This window comes from Methylophaga nitratireducenticrescens (assembly GCF_000260985.4).
Taxonomy (GTDB): domain Bacteria; phylum Pseudomonadota; class Gammaproteobacteria; order Nitrosococcales; family Methylophagaceae; genus Methylophaga; species Methylophaga nitratireducenticrescens.
The window spans coordinates 2,006,450-2,024,741 of record NC_017857.3 but is presented as its reverse complement, the minus strand read 5'-3'; the positions used below and the strand labels follow the sequence as shown (position 1 = coordinate 2,024,741).

Below are 18,292 nucleotides of genomic sequence, written 5' to 3'. Positions count from 1 at the left end.
AGAGGTCACCTTCCTTTGTGTCATGGTGCAGTTGTCTCAAAAAGCTGTAAGAGTTTCTCTCATAGAGTGGTAGGCAAAGCGGTTAAATCTGATGACAGTTAAAGATGAAAAATCAACAGGCATCAGACAGTTAGCTCATATGGTTGTTAACATATTGACTCAATGTTTTATTGTTGACCCTGTTGATCAATATCATTTGACCTCATTGCTAGGGCGTGTTGATCTTTCATCTCCACCACTGCTGGACGAGGAAACACTGTTCCATTGATGATATACCGAACTAAACGGTAAATGGGGCTGGCAAGTAAACGTCAAAGTACCTAAACCTAACGGGCCGGTGGCCCATTTAGCCCTTTATATACATGCCAGCATGCTGCTGACTGAGGTGAATTTTTCTCGTGGCTTGCCTAATTTCTGGCCCAGTTCTACTTCGACAGCATCAATGACTTTCCAATCATTAAACGTTACAAACTGAATATTTTTAGCTTGCAGATGCTCAATCAAACTCTTTTTGCCATAAGCGAATTGATGAACAAATTCAGGCATATCTTCTATTATTTGATTCACCGTATCCTGGGCGCATTCGCGATTTGTACCTATCACACCGTTGGGTCCACGTTTCACCCAACCGGCTGTGTACATTCCAGGCACAATCTCACCATGTTCGTTAATAAGCCTTGAGTTTATATTGGAAAGGGTGCCTTTTTTGTTGTCGATCGTTAGCCCAGCAAATTGAGAACCATTAAACCCTACACAAGTAAAAGCGAGACCACCTGGTATCTCCACTAAATCATTGGAAGGGATGACAACTTGCTTAAAAGCAGGTCCCTCAAAGCGAGTTTTTTCAAACACAATTGACTGTAGCTGTTTATCCCCTTGAAACGCTTTTGGGTTCAACATGAACTCAATTGATATTTGCTTTTTACTTGTGTCTGGTGTCGTCGTAAAATTTGAACGATAAGTCTCAAAGACCCGATGATTTTTCTTTGCTATCAGATTGGATATTTCATCCAGTTCTTGTTGGCATTTCTCACCTAATTCCAGATGTTTGGGGTGAATTGCAACGCTACAATTCTCCAGCTTTCCCAATTCATGGAGTTCTTTGGTGGTGAATTTCGCTTGAATTGGGCCTCTTCTGCCAACGAGATTGATATGGTTGATTTTACTTTGGCTTAATAGATCAAGAGCCTGTTCAGGAATATCTGATTTTCTCAATTCATCTATCGGTTTCGCTAAGACTCGGCATATATCAATTGCCACGTTGCCGTGACCGATAATAACGGCTGAATCGTGGGTAAAATCAAACCTCAATGATTGATAATCAGGATGGCCGTTGTACCAGCCGATGAAATTGGAGGAGGGGTGGACACCGATTAAACTCTCACCTTCAATGCCAAGCTGTGAACTCTTGGTCATGCCCGTTGTAAAAACCAGAACATGATAGAGCTGCATCAGCTCGTTTATTTGTATGTCTTTCCCAACTTCCACATTTCCCAGATATGTGACTGAAGGGTTTTCTGCAATTACATCAAGTGTTTGCGAAACATTCTTCAATTTCTGGTGATCAGGTGCTACACCATAACGGATCAGTCCATAGGGACAGGGCAACTTTTCTAAAATAGTTATCTCTGTAGAAATGCCAGAATTTAACAGGGCTTCAGCAACATAAAATCCGCTTGGACCACTTCCAATAATAGCGACTTGAAGTGGATGATTATTGGCATTATTCATGTTGATTCACCTTTGAATTAAAAGCCTAATGATGATTTTCGTTCTTCAGCACCAGCATACGGTGATTCTTTCATAGTGATTTTGGGCATCACTTTCGAACGCCTTGCATTAATTTCAATCCATTCATTTAGGTGCTCAGGCAAATCCAGATCTTCGTATATCGCTTGAACCGGGCATTTCGGAATACATGCACCACAATCTACGCAGACATCAGGGTCTATAAATAGCATCTTTTCACCGGCACGAAATGCTGAAACAGGACAAGCGGTGACACATTCTGTAAACCGGCAGCGTTGGCAATTATCAGTTACTAAAGTAGCCATAATCTTTCCTTTTTAAAGTGAGGTGTTAACGCTACGCCAGTGACACTTCTACTAAGTTGTCACTGAATGTCGTCGAATGACCCATATCTCCAAATTCTGCTGAACTAATACAGTTCACAGTGCCGTTGTTGAGTTGGCGCCAATAGCCAAGTGTTGCCACGATAATTCCTGAATTAACGTCTTCGGAAATTTTAGCGACTCCTTCAAAGGCGCCACGATCATTAAAGACACGTACTTGATCGCCTTCTTTCACACCACGGGTTACTGCATCCAATTCATTGATCAATACAAACTGTTCACCCTGGCGTTTTATCTTGTCTTCCACGTTGGCATAGCATGAGTTCAAGAAACCATGGCTCTTAGGTGAAATGATGTTTAATGGATATTTGGCTGCGAGCTCAGAATTGGTCTCAGGTGTTTCTCTGGAAGCCAGATAATCGGGCAAGCTGTCCAACGCTTCACCCGGTTGAAATCCTTCGTACATTTGACGAAATGGTCCCGCAACAAAGTTTGTAGCACCTTCAACCATAAAATGGCATTTACCGGTTGGTGTTGGAAACTCACCTTTGGCGTGACGCGCACGCACATCTTTGTCACCAAACGCTTTTAAACGTGCAAAGCCATGTTCACGCATATAGGCTAAATCAATGCCTTCACAGGTCGGAGAATCCCAGTCAACATAGTTTTCCAGGCACTCAGTATCCGACCATTTGAAATTTTCTTCTTCATACCCCATGCGTTTAGCTAACTGCCTGAATATTTCATTATTCGGCTTCGCTTCACCCGGTGGTTCTATACATTTGGTGTTGTAGGTAAGGTAGAGATGTCCCCATGACAGAATCATGTCCTCCATTTCTGCCCCCATTGCAGCAGGTAACAAAATATCGGCATAGGTGGCCGTGTCAGAAATGAAATGCTCGGCCACAACTAAAAACAGATCTTCACGCTCCAGACCTTTAATAATTTTGTCAGTTTCAGGTGATTGGGTGATGGGATTGGTATTCCAGACCATCATCGATTGAATGGGGGTTTCAAGTTGCAGTTCACCAGTGAGAGCGCGACCAATCTGTAAATTGTTCACCACAGGCGTGCCTTCGGGAATGAGATCTGGGCGGCAAATAACGTCAAACTTATAAGGATGTTCCCACACTGGGAATTGCAATGCACCACCACCCACATGACGCCATGCGCCTATCAATGCTGGCAGACATGTAGCGGCACGAATAGCTTGACTGCCACCATAGGTGCGTTCCAGGGCAACTCCCAAACGAATGGCGGCTGGAGGGGTTGTTGCATATTCACGTGCAAATTTACGAATATCATCGGCAGGAATGCCGGTTATTTCTTCAGCCCATTCTGGTGTTCTGGTTTTTGCTCGCTCTGCGAGTTCTGCATAACCCACCGTATAATTGTCAATGTAGTCTTGATCTTGCAACCCTTCACTAATAATGACATTAATCATCGCCATGGCTAATGCACCATCTGTCCCGGGTTTTGGTGCAATATGCCAATCCGCCTCTTTTGCCGTTTTTGAGGCATATGAATCAATTACCACAACTTTGGCACCATTTTTCTGGGCCTCATTGATAATTCTCCAGTGGTGCAGGTTTGTGCTTACTGAGTTACAAGCCCAAATGACAATATATTTTGAATGGCTAAAACTTTCGGGATCTACGCCAGCGGTAGGGCCTACCGTTAATAACCATGCAGTGCAGGATCCTTCACCGCAAAAAGTACGTTCACAAACGGTTGCGCCCATGCGGTTAAAAAAGGCATCACCACCATTCAAACCATGTACCAAGCCTTGGTTGCCTAAATAGCTGTTTGGGATAATCGCGTGTGGACCATCGGATGCGATAATGGCTTTCCATTTATTTGAGATTTCATCCAACGCCTCATCCCAGGAAATACGTTTGAATTGTTTGCTACCCTTTGGTCCTGTGCGTTTTAAAGGGTAGAGCAGACGATCGGGGTGATAGTGACGTTTCTCATAATCTTTCAGTTTCACGCATAAACCACCTTGAGTCATGGGGTGGTCAGGGTTACCTCTAACACCAATCAGTTTTTCATCCTGCACCTTGAACTGCATAGAGCAGGTATCTGGGCAGTCATGAGGGCAGCCACCGTGAAATGTCTGGATTTCTTCAGCGATTTGATTCATTTCTCTAACTCCTTGAATATCTTTAAGTAACGTAACATTAGCTGTTATGCAAGCCAATTTTAATTACGTTCATCTACCCCCAATAAATATATAAAAGCCTCACTTCGCACCAAGTAAAAGATATTTTTATATCTGATGGGATGGTTAGTAAGTATTAAACGCCTAAATCTACTAATCTTCGACAGATATATGCCTGGAGAACTCGGGCAGATTTCCCGTCAGAAAACTTGGCATAACGATATGCGTAGTGTTGTCGTAAAGATGCGGTTAAGGTAAGTCTGTAGATCCCTGTTTCATGAATTTTTTCAGCGCAAGTGTTTATGTTTAGTTCCTGCCATTATCCCGGTGCATTCCAGCTTGTCAGCCGGGGTTCAATCAGGGAGAATCAAGCCCCTAATTTTTTAACTCTAGAAAGTCATTCAATGGTTACCGGTGAACTGAAAAGCCAAGTCGATAAAATATGGGAAACATTCTGGACAGGGGGCGTCAGTAATCCACTGACCGTTATCGAACAATTCACCTATCTGCTGTTTTTACGCCGGTTAGATGAAACCCAGCAGCTGGAAGAGAAAAAAGCCAATATGATTGGCGGCCAGGTTAAAGCGCCGTTGTATCAACCGCAGCATCAACTGTTTCGTTGGCATAGTTTCAAAGATCGCGATCCCCAATCGATGTTTGCCTTATTTACCCAACCCCAACCAGAAACCGACAACCTAACGGTATTCGAGCATATGAAGCAGGTGGGTAATCAGGCTGGTGTGTTCGCCCAGTATATGAAAGGTGCGACCTTTATGATCCCCACGCCAAAGTTGCTGGATCAGGTGGTGCAGATGATCGACAAAATCCAGATGGAGGATCGCGACACCAAAGGCGATTTATACGAATATCTGCTCTCCAAAATTGCCTCTGCCGGCACCAACGGCCAATTCCGTACACCGCGGCATATCATCAAAATGATGGTGGAAATGATGCAACCCAATCGCGAAGACACCATTTGCGATCCGGCCTGTGGCACTGCGGGCTTTCTGGTGGCTTCGGGTGAATATATTTACCAGCATCATCCTGATTGGCTGCATGATCAAACCTTCCGTGAACACTTCAATAGCGGTATGTTTACCGGCATCGAGTTTGATAGCACCATGCTGCGCATTGCCGCAATGAACCTGCAATTGCATGCCGTTGATAAACCCAATCTGATTGGTCTGGATGCTTTAGGCGAATCCAATGCCAGTAGTCGTGAACAATTCAGCCTGATTCTGGCCAACCCACCGTTTAAAGGTTCGCTGGATTACGATGGTGTGGAAAGCTCACTGCTCAAAACCGTCAAAACCAAAAAAACCGAGTTGCTGTTTATCGCCCTGATCTTACGTATGCTCAAAGTCGGTGGCCGCAGTGCGGTGATTATTCCTGATGGTGTGTTATTTGGTTCATCCAATGCCCATAAACAACTGCGTCAAACCCTGGTGGAAAAACAACGCCTCGAAGCTATTATTTCCATGCCCAGTGGTGTGTTTAAACCCTATGCAGGGGTCAGTACGGCAGTAGTCATTTTCACCAAAACCAATAACGGCGGCACTGACAATGTCTGGTTTTACGATATGCAAGCCGATGGTTATTCCCTCGACGATAAACGCAGCCCGATTAAAAACAATGATATTCCTGACATCATCCATCGCTTCAAAAACCGCGACAAAGAAGCAGACCGCAAACGTACCGAACAAAGCTTTATGGTGCCCTTCGATGAAATCAAACAAAACGACTGGGATTTAAGCATTAACCGCTATAAAGAAGTGGTGTATGAACAGATGGAATTTGATTCACCAGACAAAATCATTGCTGAGATAGAGCAATTGGATAAAGAGCGTGAGCAAGCCTTGCAGATGCTTAAGGAGTTGTTGGGGTAATGGAAAACAACCTCATTCAAAATCTAACTGCTTTAAAAGCTTTGCCTGGCTCATGGGATATTTTTTCTTTTGAACAGCTAGTAAAAGATGTTTCTGGTGGTAATAAAAAGACCTTGAAATCTGATTTTTTAGATAAGGGTGAGTTTGTAATTGTCGACCAAGGTCAAAGTTTAGTTGCTGGTTATACAAACAACAGAGCTCTTCTTGTAAAGACACCACCTCCATATATTGTGTTTGGTGATCACACCAGAGCACTAAAATATATCGATGTCCCTTTTGCAATGGGGGCTGATGGAACCAAAGTTTTAAAATCCATAAATGACGAAACTGTTAACGGAAAGTATCTGTATTACTTTTTTTTGACTTTAAACATACCGAATACCGGCTATAACAGACATTTTAAATACCTCAAGTCTGTCAAAATCCCACTCCCACCACTAGCAGAGCAAAAGCAGATTGCTGCGATTTTGGATGCAGCGGATAGCCTCAGACAAAAAGACCAGCAACTGGTCGAGCATTACACCGCTTTGAGCCAATCCCTGTTTTTGGAGATGTTTGGTGATGTGTTTTTAAATAACAAACATTACCCCAAAGCTACTTTCAAACAGCTATTAGACAAAGTGCAAATTGGACCTTTTGGTTCTCAGTTGCATAAACATGACTATGTTGAAAATGGCGTTCCATTAATAAATCCTGTGCATATCGTTGAATCCAAAGTTTTACCCAGTAATTCATTTTCGATATTGAAGGAAAAATATGACAGCTTGCCAAATTACCATCTAAAAGAGGGTGATTTGATCATGGCCAGAAGAGGTGAAATGGGACGATGTGCTTTAATAACTAGAAAAGAAGAGGGTTTCTTCTGTGGTACTGGAAGTTTATACCTCAGACCAAACAATAACGTGAACTCTACTTTTCTTTTACACGTGATAACAAGCGATAGTGGCAAAAGTTATCTAGAGCGTAATGCTCAAGGCGTAACGATGATGAATTTGAATAAAAAAATTATTTTAAATATTGAGATCGGATTACCCCCAATCGAATTACAGAATCAATTTGAAGTGTCTATAAATTTAATCGAACAACAAAAACAGCAAGCCCAAGCCAATCTAGAAAAGTCCGAAGCTTTATTTAACAGCCTGTTACAACGCGCATTTACTGGCGAATTAACGGCTAATAAGGCAGCATAACGTCATGGTCCAATAGCAGGGAAGCATTGATGAGTAATTTTCAGTTTCTGCAAAACGATTTTCCGGCACTGTATGCCGATGCCGTTGAAGCAGAGCAACTGACGTTTCTCTCGCCTAAAGCCTCGGCGATTTTCTGCCGATCCAGCCTCGAAAATGCCGTTAATTGGCTGTATGACAACGACCGTTCTCTAAACCGTCCGTGGCGTGCCGACTTAAGCACCTTGCTGCATGAACACAGCCTTAAATCCTTATTTAACAATACCTTATTTAACGAACTTAATCTGATTCGTAAAACAGGTAATATCGCTGCCCATGGCAAAAGTGTGAGTCAGCAGGATGCGCTTGCCTCGCTGAAATACTTGTATCGTTTTATGCGCCATCTGGCGATTTATTACGGCAAACAAACTCCCGAATTGCAGGTATTTGATGAAGCCTTAATCCCACATGGCCCAGCCACTCAGCCCAATGCACAACAACTGGCCGATACCGTAGCCGATGTGGCAGCCAAAAACGCCATCGAGCGCGAAGCTGAAACCAAACAACGTGAACTGGCTGAACAAAACACTCAATTAAAACAACAACTCGAATACCAAAAAAGCTTATTCGCCGAACGCAAACAGGCGCGTGAACAGTCGATCAATATTGAAGCCGCGGTGCCTTTGTTGGTATCCGAAGCCGAAACCCGCCGTCGTTATATTGATTTATCCCTCAAAGAAGCCGGTTGGGATAATCTGCAGGAGGGATATCACCTTGAATATCCCGTGACCGGCATGCCAAAAAGCACCAATCCATCAGGCAAAGGCTATATCGATTATGTGCTATGGGGGGATGACGGTTTGCCATTGGCGGTGATTGAAGCCAAAAAAACCATGGTCGATTCGCGTAAAGGCAAACATCAGGCGGAGTTGTATGCAGATTGTCTGCAGCAGTTAAAAGGGCAGCGGCCGATTATTTTTTATAGCAGTGGTTTTGAAACCTATATTTGGGATGATCAGTTTTATCCAGAACGTGAAGTTCAGGGTTTTTACAGCAAAGACGAATTGCAGTTACTTATCGAGCGACGCAGCACCCGAACTGATTTACGTGATTTTAAAGTTAATGAAGCCATTGCCGGGCGAGCCTATCAGTTAGAAGCCGTGGCTCGGGTCGCTGAAAATACCGTTACCCAAAACAGTCAAGGCGAATTACGGGGCAGGGCGCGGCAAAGTTTATTAGTGATGGCGACGGGCAGTGGTAAAACCCGCACGGCAGCTGCGATTGTCGATATGCTCACCAAATGTAACTGGGCCAAGCGGGTATTATTTTTGGCAGATCGGAATGCCTTGGTATCTCAGGCAAAAAACAATTTTAGTGAGTTGTTGCCGCATTTATCTGCCATTGATTTAACCAAAGAAAAAGAAGATAACGGCACCCGATTGGTGTTTTCAACGTATCCCACCATCATGAACCGCATTGATGGCATGCGAAATACCGATACCCGTTTTTACGGTATCGGGCATTTTGATCTGATTATCATCGATGAAGCGCATCGTTCAGTATATCAGAAATACAAAGCCATTTTTGATTATTTTGATGCCTTGCTGATTGGGCTGACCGCCACACCCAAAGCCGAAGTCGATCACAATACATACGGCTTATTCGGCATTGAAGATAACAATCCGACTTTTGCCTATGAACTGGATAAAGCCGTTGAAGAAGGCTTTTTAGTGCCACCCAAGGCAATATCGGTACCGCTGAAATTTATGCGTGAAGGCGTGCATTACAATCAATTATCTGACTATGAAAAAGCCCAGTATGAAGAAAAGTTTGGTGATCCCACCCAGGGTGAAGCGCCGGATGAGATTGAAAGTGCGGCGCTGAATAAATGGTTATTCAATACTGATACCGTGGATAAAGTACTTGATTATTTAATGACTTACGGCATTAAAGTGCAGGGCGGTGACAAACTCGGTAAAACCATTATTTTTGCCAAAAGTCATGCACATGCGTTGTTTATAGAACAACGTTTTAATAAAAATTATCCTGAATATGCCGGGCATTTTTTACGGGTCATTGATAACTACGAATCGAAAGCCCAGGATCTGCTGGAAACGTTCGTTGATCCTTATGAAGAACATAATCCGCAAATCGCCGTGTCGGTCGATATGATGGATACCGGTGTTGATGCGCCACGCGTGGTGAATCTGGTGTTTTTTAAACCGGTGAAATCGCCTACTAAATTCTGGCAGATGATTGGTCGTGGTACGCGTTTATGTCCTGATTTGTTTGGACCGGGGCAGGATAAAACGCATTTTGTCATTTTTGATTATTGTCAGAACTTTGAGTTTTTTGATGCGAATCCGGATGGTGTGCAGGGAAGACTGGTTAAAAGCCTGATTCAACAAGTGTTTGAAGCAAAGCTGGAAGTCGCCATGCTGATTCGCGGCAACATTGAGCGAACTGAAGAGCAGGGGGCTTTGGCGGAAAATTATATCAGTGAGTTGTATCAAGCGATTTCGGGATTAGATAGAAACCGTTTTGTCGTCAAAGCTAAACTCAGATATGTCGTAGAGTTTAGTGATAAGGAACGCTGGCAGAATTTATCCAAAGGCGATTTGCTCGATATCAATACAGAACTGGCCAACCTGGTTCTGGCTGATAAAGACGATGATGAGTTTGCCAGGCGTTTCGATATTTTAGTGCTGAATTTCCAAATTGCGTTGTTGACCGGTTCGCATAGCCTGAGTCAATTTATTAATAAGTTAAGCAGCACCGCTAATGCCTTGTTAAAAAAGCAGAATATTCCTGCAGTGGCCCTGCAAAAAACGCTGTTAAATGAGCTGCAAACAGAACAATTCTGGCAATCCATCAATGTGAATCGTCTGGAGGATGTGCGCGTAGCCTTACGGGATTTGATGAAATATCTCGATAAAGATCAACAACCTATTGTCGAGACGACATTTGAAGATACGCTGGATCATGATGGTGTCAGCATCCATGAGCCAATCGGCACTTATATCACGCTGCAGAGCTACAAAGACAGGGTAGAGTCATATGTGCGAAGTCACAGTGATCATCTGGTGATTCAAAAGCTAAAGAGCAATAAAGCCATTACCGAAACCGAAATCAATTTACTGGAAAGCATCCTGTTTGATGGCAAAACAGTGGGTACCAAGCAGGATTATATTGATACCTATGGTGATAAACCGTTAGGCGTGTTTATTCGAAATATTGTCGGTCTGGATATGGCTGCCGCTCAAGCGCATTTTGCCGAGTTTATTCAGGCTGGTAATCTGAAAGCCGACCAAATGACCTTTATCAACAACATTATCAGTTACCTGACAAAAAATGGTGTGATTGATAAATCCATGTTGTTTGAACCGCCATTTACCCATATTCATGACCAAGGCTTGCTGGGTGTGTTCGATGATGCTGCCGCGACCAAAGTGATTAGTTTGATTGATCATGTGAATGGCAATGCATTGGCGAATGTCAGTTAGCTATGTTTTTGGAATACATTAAGAAAATAAAAGACGTCATCAGTCTTAAAGAATGGTTGGATGATCTACGTTATGCCAAACGAGCAAATGCATCCTTCGGATGCAAGAGAAATGCATGAATATCTGAAACGAAAAAATCTTTATGATGATATTAAGAATCTGAGAACATCTAAATTTCTTGATTAACCAAATTACCAACCATTCAGAATTTAAAATCTTGTGGGGTTTGTATCGTAAAAACGTGTGACTATTACTAAAAGCGTGTCTATTCAGTTACATATAAGCCATTGATTTCAAATGAAATGGATTTTTCAGAGTACTAAAAGTCAGTCTATTTTTTTGTAGTAAAAGTAGAGCTTAAGCGTGAAATGGTAGTAAAAGTATGTCTTAAGCGACCTGACACTGCTTCAACATTTTCAAGCTAATCAATACTTGAGTATTGCTCAAAGTTATTCACGTTAGAAGCTAATCGGAAGTGCTAAGAAGAAATAACTGATTACGGAATATACTTAGATTTAAATCTATCTCGTTAGCTAAATACCCCATGTTCAATTCTGCCAAGCAAGTTCAAAACTTGTTCAGAGCCTTCTTTAGTTTTGGCTAACTCTAAAGGAGTTTTATTAGCTAAAGCTCGCTTTGGAGTTTTTAACCAATATTCAAAATTCTCTTCGCCAAGCACGTCCGTTGCCCGTGCTCGAACTTTTGCCAATATCTCATTTACATCATTACTTGGAGTTACCATAAATATCTCCTATATTGGAAATGAAATAAAATTATATTTATTGACATACTATTAATGACTGAAAAATGTCAACAAAGTAGTTGCGATTCACTATTCTAATGCTGCTAATGCTCTACCACACTTACAATATAATCTGGGTTCAAAAGTTGTTAATAAATCCAACCAGTTTTTTAGGTTTTTAGCTTCATCACCTTCAGTTGGTAAATAAACAAGTTCTGATATCCAGTCGCCAGAATACTTCAGCCATTCTTCAAGTTCGATATGAGCTGCAGCGGCATATAAGCCGATACCTAATAATGTTACTTGTGAATGCTCACCCACATAGTTTCTATATCGTCGTGCGAGAATCCCCACCTGGGCAGCAAGTTCAGTATTTCGTGTTCTTGCAGCAACGGAAGCCAGTCCTATTAAAATTGATAAAATTTCATCCTGTTGTGTTGTTTTATATAGTTGGTGTTTGGCATCTTTCAGGATCACAATAAGCTGATCTATATATTCATCCTCTAACATACATATCTGTGAAAAATTGATTAGAGGAGCAATTCCTTTTAAATTTAGCTGAAATTCTTCTTTGATGACCTCTTTATAAAGTTCTGGAGGTATTTTTTGTACAGGAATATTTCCCTCCAATGGCCCTGGTAGCATGAAATTAACTTCAAGTTCGAAATAAGGTGCTGGTGATGAGCCATCGGTATCAAAGAATAACTCCCCAAGCTTTAATTGGTTTAACTGGTTCTTAAATTTTAGTGCTGACGTATAAAGTCTTCCTACTAATTCTGATTTAAGCTGTTTCGTTGATTGATAATCTGGAAACCAGAAAGGATCTAATCTCAGATCAATCAAGCTTTGGCAATAAAATGTCATCGTATGACTGTCCAGGATCATCCGAGTAAAATTGTTATCGGGAACAACATCTTTTCTGAGGATGCATTTGTGAATAAGGGCTGCCTGAGTATACGAGGCGAGGCGTCTATAGAATGTCGGTTTGTCTTGAAATAATTGTAAAAGAGCGAGCTCACTATCTACAAGAATTATTAAGGCGTTTAGCAAATCCCACTTATATTCATTTTTATCTACCAGCTTAAGAAGCAATTTCTTTATACACGGTCCAAGGTCTGGATAAGTTTCTAGAAGAGTTATACCTAATTCGACTAAGCCGGTTTGTGAAATTAGTTCGCCTTGTGTGGATAAATTTTCAAAAACTTTAATAAGTACAGACTCATCAATCTCAATTTCGCCTAAAGATTTGATAATAGCTGAATGTGATGACATCAATAAGGCTGATTCTATACCTGCGAAAGCATCATGATGTAGTAGCGTATCAAGATGGACTTTTAGTTCAGACTGAGAATATTCAGAAATATTTTTACTATCCTTATGTATACCTATTAAACGTTCGTAATATTTGATGTTCTGAGGAACCATTGTTTCTAGTTTGTTTACTCCTTGATCAATTTCCTGGTCAAGCTTTTCAGTAATATAATAAGGAGTATTATTTAGATCATCTTGTAGATCATTTATTTCATCATCAGTGAGTTGAGCAACTTTTAGTTTTTTTCTCCAGTAGCTGACATCACTATAAGGTAATTGTCTCTTTGAAGATTCAAGATTAAATATAGATAATCGTTCATTGGTAACGACTGAAAACGGCCAAAAATCATCAAGTATAATAGTTTCTGATTCGTTTGAAAGACGAACTACATAGCCATACTCTGAGTGATTTTCTAGGGTTAAATCCCAAATATTTTGATTATTATCTTGTATTTTTACTACTTTATTATTGTTGGCGGCACTTTCTCTTACGGAGTTAAATAGCTCAGAGCGTTTAAATGAAATATTTAGATTTTGAACAGAAAGCTTCGAATCCAGTGCAATGCCAAGTTTATTTCGAAAAGCAGAGGTTGATATAAGTGTGTTTTTAATTGAGGGAGGGAATAACTCTAGAGCTATTCCTACCATTGCTAAACGTTCTTCTTCAGAAGGCCTCATTTATCAGAACCATCTTCGTAAATCTTACCGCTATTTATTTTCTCTATTTCATGTTCTGCCATAGAAATTAGCCAATTATATGAAGTTGGATCACTTGCTTTTAGCGGCTGAAGAACCTTTTCTTCGAGCCATCTCCAATACTGTTCTTTCATTTTTTTCGACATGCTAGTGGGGGTATACATCAATGTGCTTGCTGTTAATCCTGCTCCTATTCTTGCCATTTCAAAGCCAGTATCACCTAAAAAACAATGTGACCATCCTTGGTAATCAATGAATTTGAATAGCCAGTCAGATCTGGCAACACATAGTTCATAGTCACTATTTTCTAACCATTGCCCTTTTATGATGTCACTAAAAAGTTTGAATAATTCTGATAGCCACTTATGATCTCGTGGTAATTGGACAAAATGACTCATTTTTAAAAGTTGTATATTGTCTCTAATAGCTTTTAGTTCGGCTGTTTCACGAAGTATGCCTTGAGCTAAATAGGTTTTATTGAGATGGTAGTTAATCTCTTCGGATGTTAATGGAATAAATATATAACCAGCTTGTCTAAGTTTAGTTATATTTATAGCCCATTGTTCATAATTTAGTATTTCACGACATTTTAATGTTTCGAGGAGATCTAATGTTGTATTTATAGGAGTATTTTTTGATTCAAAAAGTCCGTTTAAATGATTATTCATGAATCTATCATCAATAATGACACTTTGAGCATCTTGAATTGTTGAGAAAATTTCTAAAGATGAGTGTTTGATTTCATCTTCCGAACTATCCTTTAAAATAGAAGAGGGAGCAATTCTTACAGAGCCAGATTGGATGCCTTCACATAAGATGACTCTAATCTTTTCTATAATGTCATCAGCTTTATTACTTTCTGTTTCAAAATTTTGTAATCCATTTTGTTCTTGTACATATTCTGAAGAGATAAATACTGTGAAATGCGACGCGATCTTATCCATAAGGTCTAGTTGCAAAAAGTATGTAACCGATAGGCTATCTAAATAAATATTTGATTTATCATCTATTTCAAATAAGTCAGGCCATTCTCCTTCATTTTTCGAAAGGTATCTAATCGCTTCATCTTTCTCTGCCTCAGTCATTATTCCAGACATATATAATTTATTTACTATCGATGAACAGCTACATAAATGGTTTGCAAAAGATGATAGGTCTGCAAGCTCCTTCATCAATGAATCGATTTTGTGCACAGGAAATGGCCTAACTACCAGCTTTTGAATTTTGTTCGTTTCTGACTCATCTTTTGCTATACATAGAAGTTGGGCTAGTTCGTTTCCTATTTCTAGTGCAAGCTCCATATTAGGAGTAAATTCTTGAGAAAGTACTTTGACTTTGTTATTTGAAATTAGGCGCCCGATAGTTTTAGCTTTTTCTATTCTTGAAGGCTGATGAAATCCTACTTTTTGTTTTTCTGTAAATAGCCAGCTTAAGGTGGAGTGGGGGATCTCTATCGCTTTAAAGCAGTCAATAATCTGTTTTAATAAACCAAGATATCCTAACGTCAATAGTGAGGTCTTATCGATACTAACTATTTCATGAGGTATAGAGATTGTTGATCTGATATTACTGAATGCTGGGATTAGAGCTCTGTTTATAAGTGCTCGAGTACTTGTGTTAAGCAGTGCCGGATATAAATAAAATTCAGTCAAAGACTTATTTAATTGTTCAGCTACCATTGATATCGGAGCAACACCATCATTTAAGGCTTGCCATACTTTTCTATCTCGTTCACGCCATTTTGGAATTAGTTCATAAAGATCTTGCAAACTTATTTGATGGATAGAATCACTTTCATTGGCATCACTAAACCATTGAGCTGTATAGCTTTCATCCTCCCACCCCATTGCGGTAGCAGTAAAATATGCCGACATAAGTACTTCAGGAGAGTTATTAGCTTTTCCAGCTGCAGCAATAATGAATTCTTTTGCTCTTCTACTTTGGACAACTTTTGCCAATTGACCAGCAGTTAACAACTCATTTGCTGTTCGTTGCTCGCGGTTTAACCATTCATTTTCAAGAAAAGGAAGCAGTAACTCCCAGTTCCCACTAGTAATTGCTATATTTATCTGTAAATCTCTGCAATAAGCTTCATTTATTTGAGCCGTTAATTTATCGAGTTCTGCTTGGCTATCAACTAAATTGCCTTCACGGTAAAGAGTCCATGCCCAGTGGGCTTGAAGAATATGTGATTGCAGGAGAAACTCTGGATGTTGTCTTAAAAATTCACCAATTTCTTTAAAGCCTCCGCATTCACTCCATGCGTTAACTAGAGTGTTCGCATCCTCAACGGCTTTTGTTTTTTCAAATAAACATAGAGAGTATTGGAGTAATTTGGGATGGTGTTTTCTAGTCTTTAAAGAGTTAACTAATATCACTAGATCATTGATATGGCCAGTTTTTTCATATTGTGAAACCAATAAAGAAGCTAAGTCGTGATCTTTGTCTTTACAAGTGGCAATTATTATTTTTAAGCGCTCAAGTTGCGCTAAATTTAATGTGCTGTCCGCAATGTTTTCAAGATAATTTGTTGCTTGGTTTGTTTCTCCGGATTGAGCCAAAGCCTCAATTTCAATACAAGATAGAACATCTGGCTTAATAACTAGCTCAATTTGTTGTCGGTGTTTTTCTAAATATTTATATGCGTGTTTAGCGTCTTTTAGACACAGTAGAAGTTCAAACCTTGCCATTGCCGCATCAAGATCTTTCCCTCTTGATAGGGCAGTTCGACGATCAATTTCTTTTTCAACAATATCGAGATCTACTCTAATTCCAACATTGAACGCAAGTGGAAAGCGACGTAGGAGGAGAGCGGCATCATTTGAGATACTATTCTCAAGTTCTTGTTTAGCCTTTGAAGATTGAAATGAATCTTCTAATTGTAGCCATAATCGATAATCTTCGACGGTTTTGGCGATATCCTCACAGCCTAAATCTCTGGCTATACTGCTACAAGTGATAAGCAAATCAATTGCTCTGCTTCTATGTTCAAGAGCAACAGCATCAGATGCTAAAGGAAACTGGCCTATTTTATTAGGAATAGAATTAGTTATTATATATCGATACTCATCTGGCACTACTTGAATTAAATGCGCCATTGCTACGAGATTTAATAGTGCAGGATAGTCTTTATAATCTGAGTCATTGATTGTTGAAATATTGTCAATTAATAGTTCCCATTGTTGAAGAGCAAATAGAGTAGTAATGATTGCTGTTTTACCTTCGGAATCAAACTGAGACAATTGAAGGTTTGAACTTTGTTTCCAATCTAGTGCTTCTTGGGGGCATTTGTTTAAGTTTATGAGCATATAAGCTGCTGAATATTTCAGTTCAGTTGGTGTAACCATTAGGTTTGCAACAATATCAAACACATTTTCTGAACTCACATTAATAAATGCTTCTGCGATGATAATTTCTTCTGTAGTACCTAGCTTTTTAGCTTCATCAATGGCATTTTCTGCTATACAGCGGTTTTCACCACTACTCAAAAAGCGTGCACACCATGACAACGCTAGACATTTAATCTGTGTGGAGCCGTTTTTTAAGTTTCCCGACAAAATTTTACGAACTAAGTCTTTTGCTCTTTCTTGTGTTTGAAATCCACGGAGAAAACGTGATTTTCTAATGATTGTAAGTTCTTTATTTATATCAATATCAATAATTTCACTTCCACTAAAGTTTTCAGTAGAAGCCATCGAAGACAGCTTATCATTTAATTTTTCTACAACTAGATTAGCTGTTTCTATAGGCTGAGCTGATAATTTGCTGCTTATGGTAGAGATGCCTTTTACTGTAGTCTCCCTAACTAAATCAATTTTTTGCTCGATTACAGTATTTCGATGAAGGGTTTTCAGCTCTTTCTGGATAAAATTAAGAATGTGAGTGTATATCTCAGAGCTTTTATCTTGTGGTTTACAGATACTATAATGGTCTGCATCAACGGGTATAGCGGTGTGAGCAACCCCTGGGTCAGCACTATTGGCAGGGACAATTAATTCTTTATAACACCAAAATATTTTTGAGGATCTAGTCTCAAATAAAACAAGATGCTCAATTTCTTGCGTGCTAGCCCATTTTTTGTACCAATTATTGAGATCTCGAAGTTGTGGACTGTTTAGAATAAGACTATAACTGGCTTGACTAGGTCTAGCGAAAATTCGAAAAAAATTGGCTCTACTACCTAGAGGTGATCCTGAATGTGGTGTCGCTAAAAAAGCAACTCGGCGTGCTCGTTTAATAAAGTCATTAGCTTTTGCATTAGAGTTTGCCTCAGATTCAGCGTTTCTCAATATTTGTTTGATAACAAGACCTCCGAGACTATGGCCTATAAAAATTATCTCACCTTGTTGAAGTTGGGGCTTAGTAAGTAGTAAAGAGAGAAGGTTCAGTCCTCGATCTGTCAGATGCATTGCTTCCCCCCCAAACCAAAGACTTTTATCTGCAGAATAATCAATAGTCCATATTGAAATTTCATTTGAATTATCATTTATCCAACGTGGCCAGAATTCAGGGATCAGTGATGAAGACTGCCATGTGTCTGTTGAGTTTCCGTCTAGCCCATGAACAAAAATGACGTGCTGTTTCGTGTCATTATTTGCTTTTATCTTCAAATCTATTTTGGACAAGTCCTTCTCACTTCTAAGTTTTAGTCATCAAATAATTTACCCTAGGTGGTAGGCCTTATTAGACCATTAGTCTCCATCATCAGGCCTCTTAGAAGTGTACGCAAAGTCAGGGTAAAGAACCACAGACTTG

General features: G+C 40.1%; 10 protein-coding genes. 4 read left to right on the top strand and 6 right to left on the bottom strand.

Annotated features, from left to right (window positions below):
* The first annotated feature begins 91 nt into the window (after positions 1-91).
* Positions 92-268 carry a hypothetical protein gene (locus Q7A_RS15290; RefSeq protein WP_014707158.1) on the top strand — a complete coding sequence of 59 codons (177 nt, stop codon included), beginning with the start codon at positions 92-94 and terminating at the stop codon, positions 266-268.
* 86 nt (positions 269-354) lie between these two features.
* Here Q7A_RS15290 and Q7A_RS09610 read toward each other — a convergent pair whose 3' ends face one another.
* The 3 genes from Q7A_RS09610 to Q7A_RS09600 are packed head-to-tail and all read right to left on the bottom strand — an operon-like array spanning position 355 to position 4,215.
* Entirely contained in the window at positions 355-1,731 is a 1,377-nt protein-coding gene (locus tag Q7A_RS09610; RefSeq protein WP_014707157.1) for an FAD-dependent oxidoreductase, read from the bottom strand.
* A gap of 17 nt (positions 1,732-1,748) precedes the next feature.
* On the bottom strand, positions 1,749-2,054 hold the full coding sequence (locus Q7A_RS09605) for a ferredoxin family protein (RefSeq protein WP_014707156.1): 306 nt from the start codon (positions 2,052-2,054) through the stop codon (positions 1,749-1,751).
* A 31-nt stretch (positions 2,055-2,085) separates the two neighbouring features.
* A complete protein-coding gene (locus Q7A_RS09600; RefSeq protein ID WP_014707155.1) occupies positions 2,086-4,215 on the bottom strand; it encodes a molybdopterin-containing oxidoreductase family protein in 2,130 nt (709 codons plus the stop codon).
* A 320-nt stretch (positions 4,216-4,535) separates the two neighbouring features.
* On the opposite strand from Q7A_RS09600, the gene Q7A_RS09595 reads away from it, so the two are divergent.
* Genes Q7A_RS09595 through Q7A_RS09585 form a run of 3 tightly spaced genes read left to right on the top strand, consistent with a single transcriptional unit; the run spans position 4,536 to position 10,788 of the window.
* Positions 4,536-6,119, top strand: a complete 1,584-nt coding sequence (locus Q7A_RS09595; RefSeq protein WP_238595899.1) for a type I restriction-modification system subunit M — start codon at positions 4,536-4,538, stop codon at positions 6,117-6,119.
* Positions 6,119-7,309 carry a restriction endonuclease subunit S gene (locus tag Q7A_RS09590; protein WP_089418528.1) on the top strand — a complete coding sequence of 397 codons (1,191 nt, stop codon included), beginning with the start codon at positions 6,119-6,121 and terminating at the stop codon, positions 7,307-7,309. The genes Q7A_RS09595 and Q7A_RS09590 overlap by 1 nt, the downstream gene beginning before the upstream one ends.
* A 29-nt stretch (positions 7,310-7,338) precedes the next feature.
* Positions 7,339-10,788: a DEAD/DEAH box helicase family protein gene (locus Q7A_RS09585; protein ID WP_014707151.1), complete on the top strand. Its 3,450-nt coding sequence runs from the start codon at positions 7,339-7,341 to the stop codon at positions 10,786-10,788.
* A gap of 529 nt (positions 10,789-11,317) precedes the next feature.
* Here Q7A_RS09585 and Q7A_RS09580 read toward each other — a convergent pair.
* From Q7A_RS09580 to Q7A_RS09570, 3 genes are all read right to left on the bottom strand, one after another.
* Positions 11,318-11,530, bottom strand: a complete 213-nt coding sequence (locus tag Q7A_RS09580; RefSeq protein ID WP_014707149.1) for an MbcA/ParS/Xre antitoxin family protein — start codon at positions 11,528-11,530, stop codon at positions 11,318-11,320.
* Between the two features lie 90 nt (positions 11,531-11,620).
* Positions 11,621-13,519, bottom strand: coding sequence for a hypothetical protein (locus tag Q7A_RS09575; protein ID WP_014707148.1), 1,899 nt, complete (start codon positions 13,517-13,519; stop codon positions 11,621-11,623).
* Positions 13,516-18,162, bottom strand: coding sequence for an esterase/lipase family protein (locus Q7A_RS09570; RefSeq protein ID WP_014707147.1), 4,647 nt, complete (start codon positions 18,160-18,162; stop codon positions 13,516-13,518). Before Q7A_RS09570 ends, Q7A_RS09575 begins: the two co-directional genes overlap by 4 nt.
* Between the last annotated feature and the right edge of the window lie 130 nt (positions 18,163-18,292).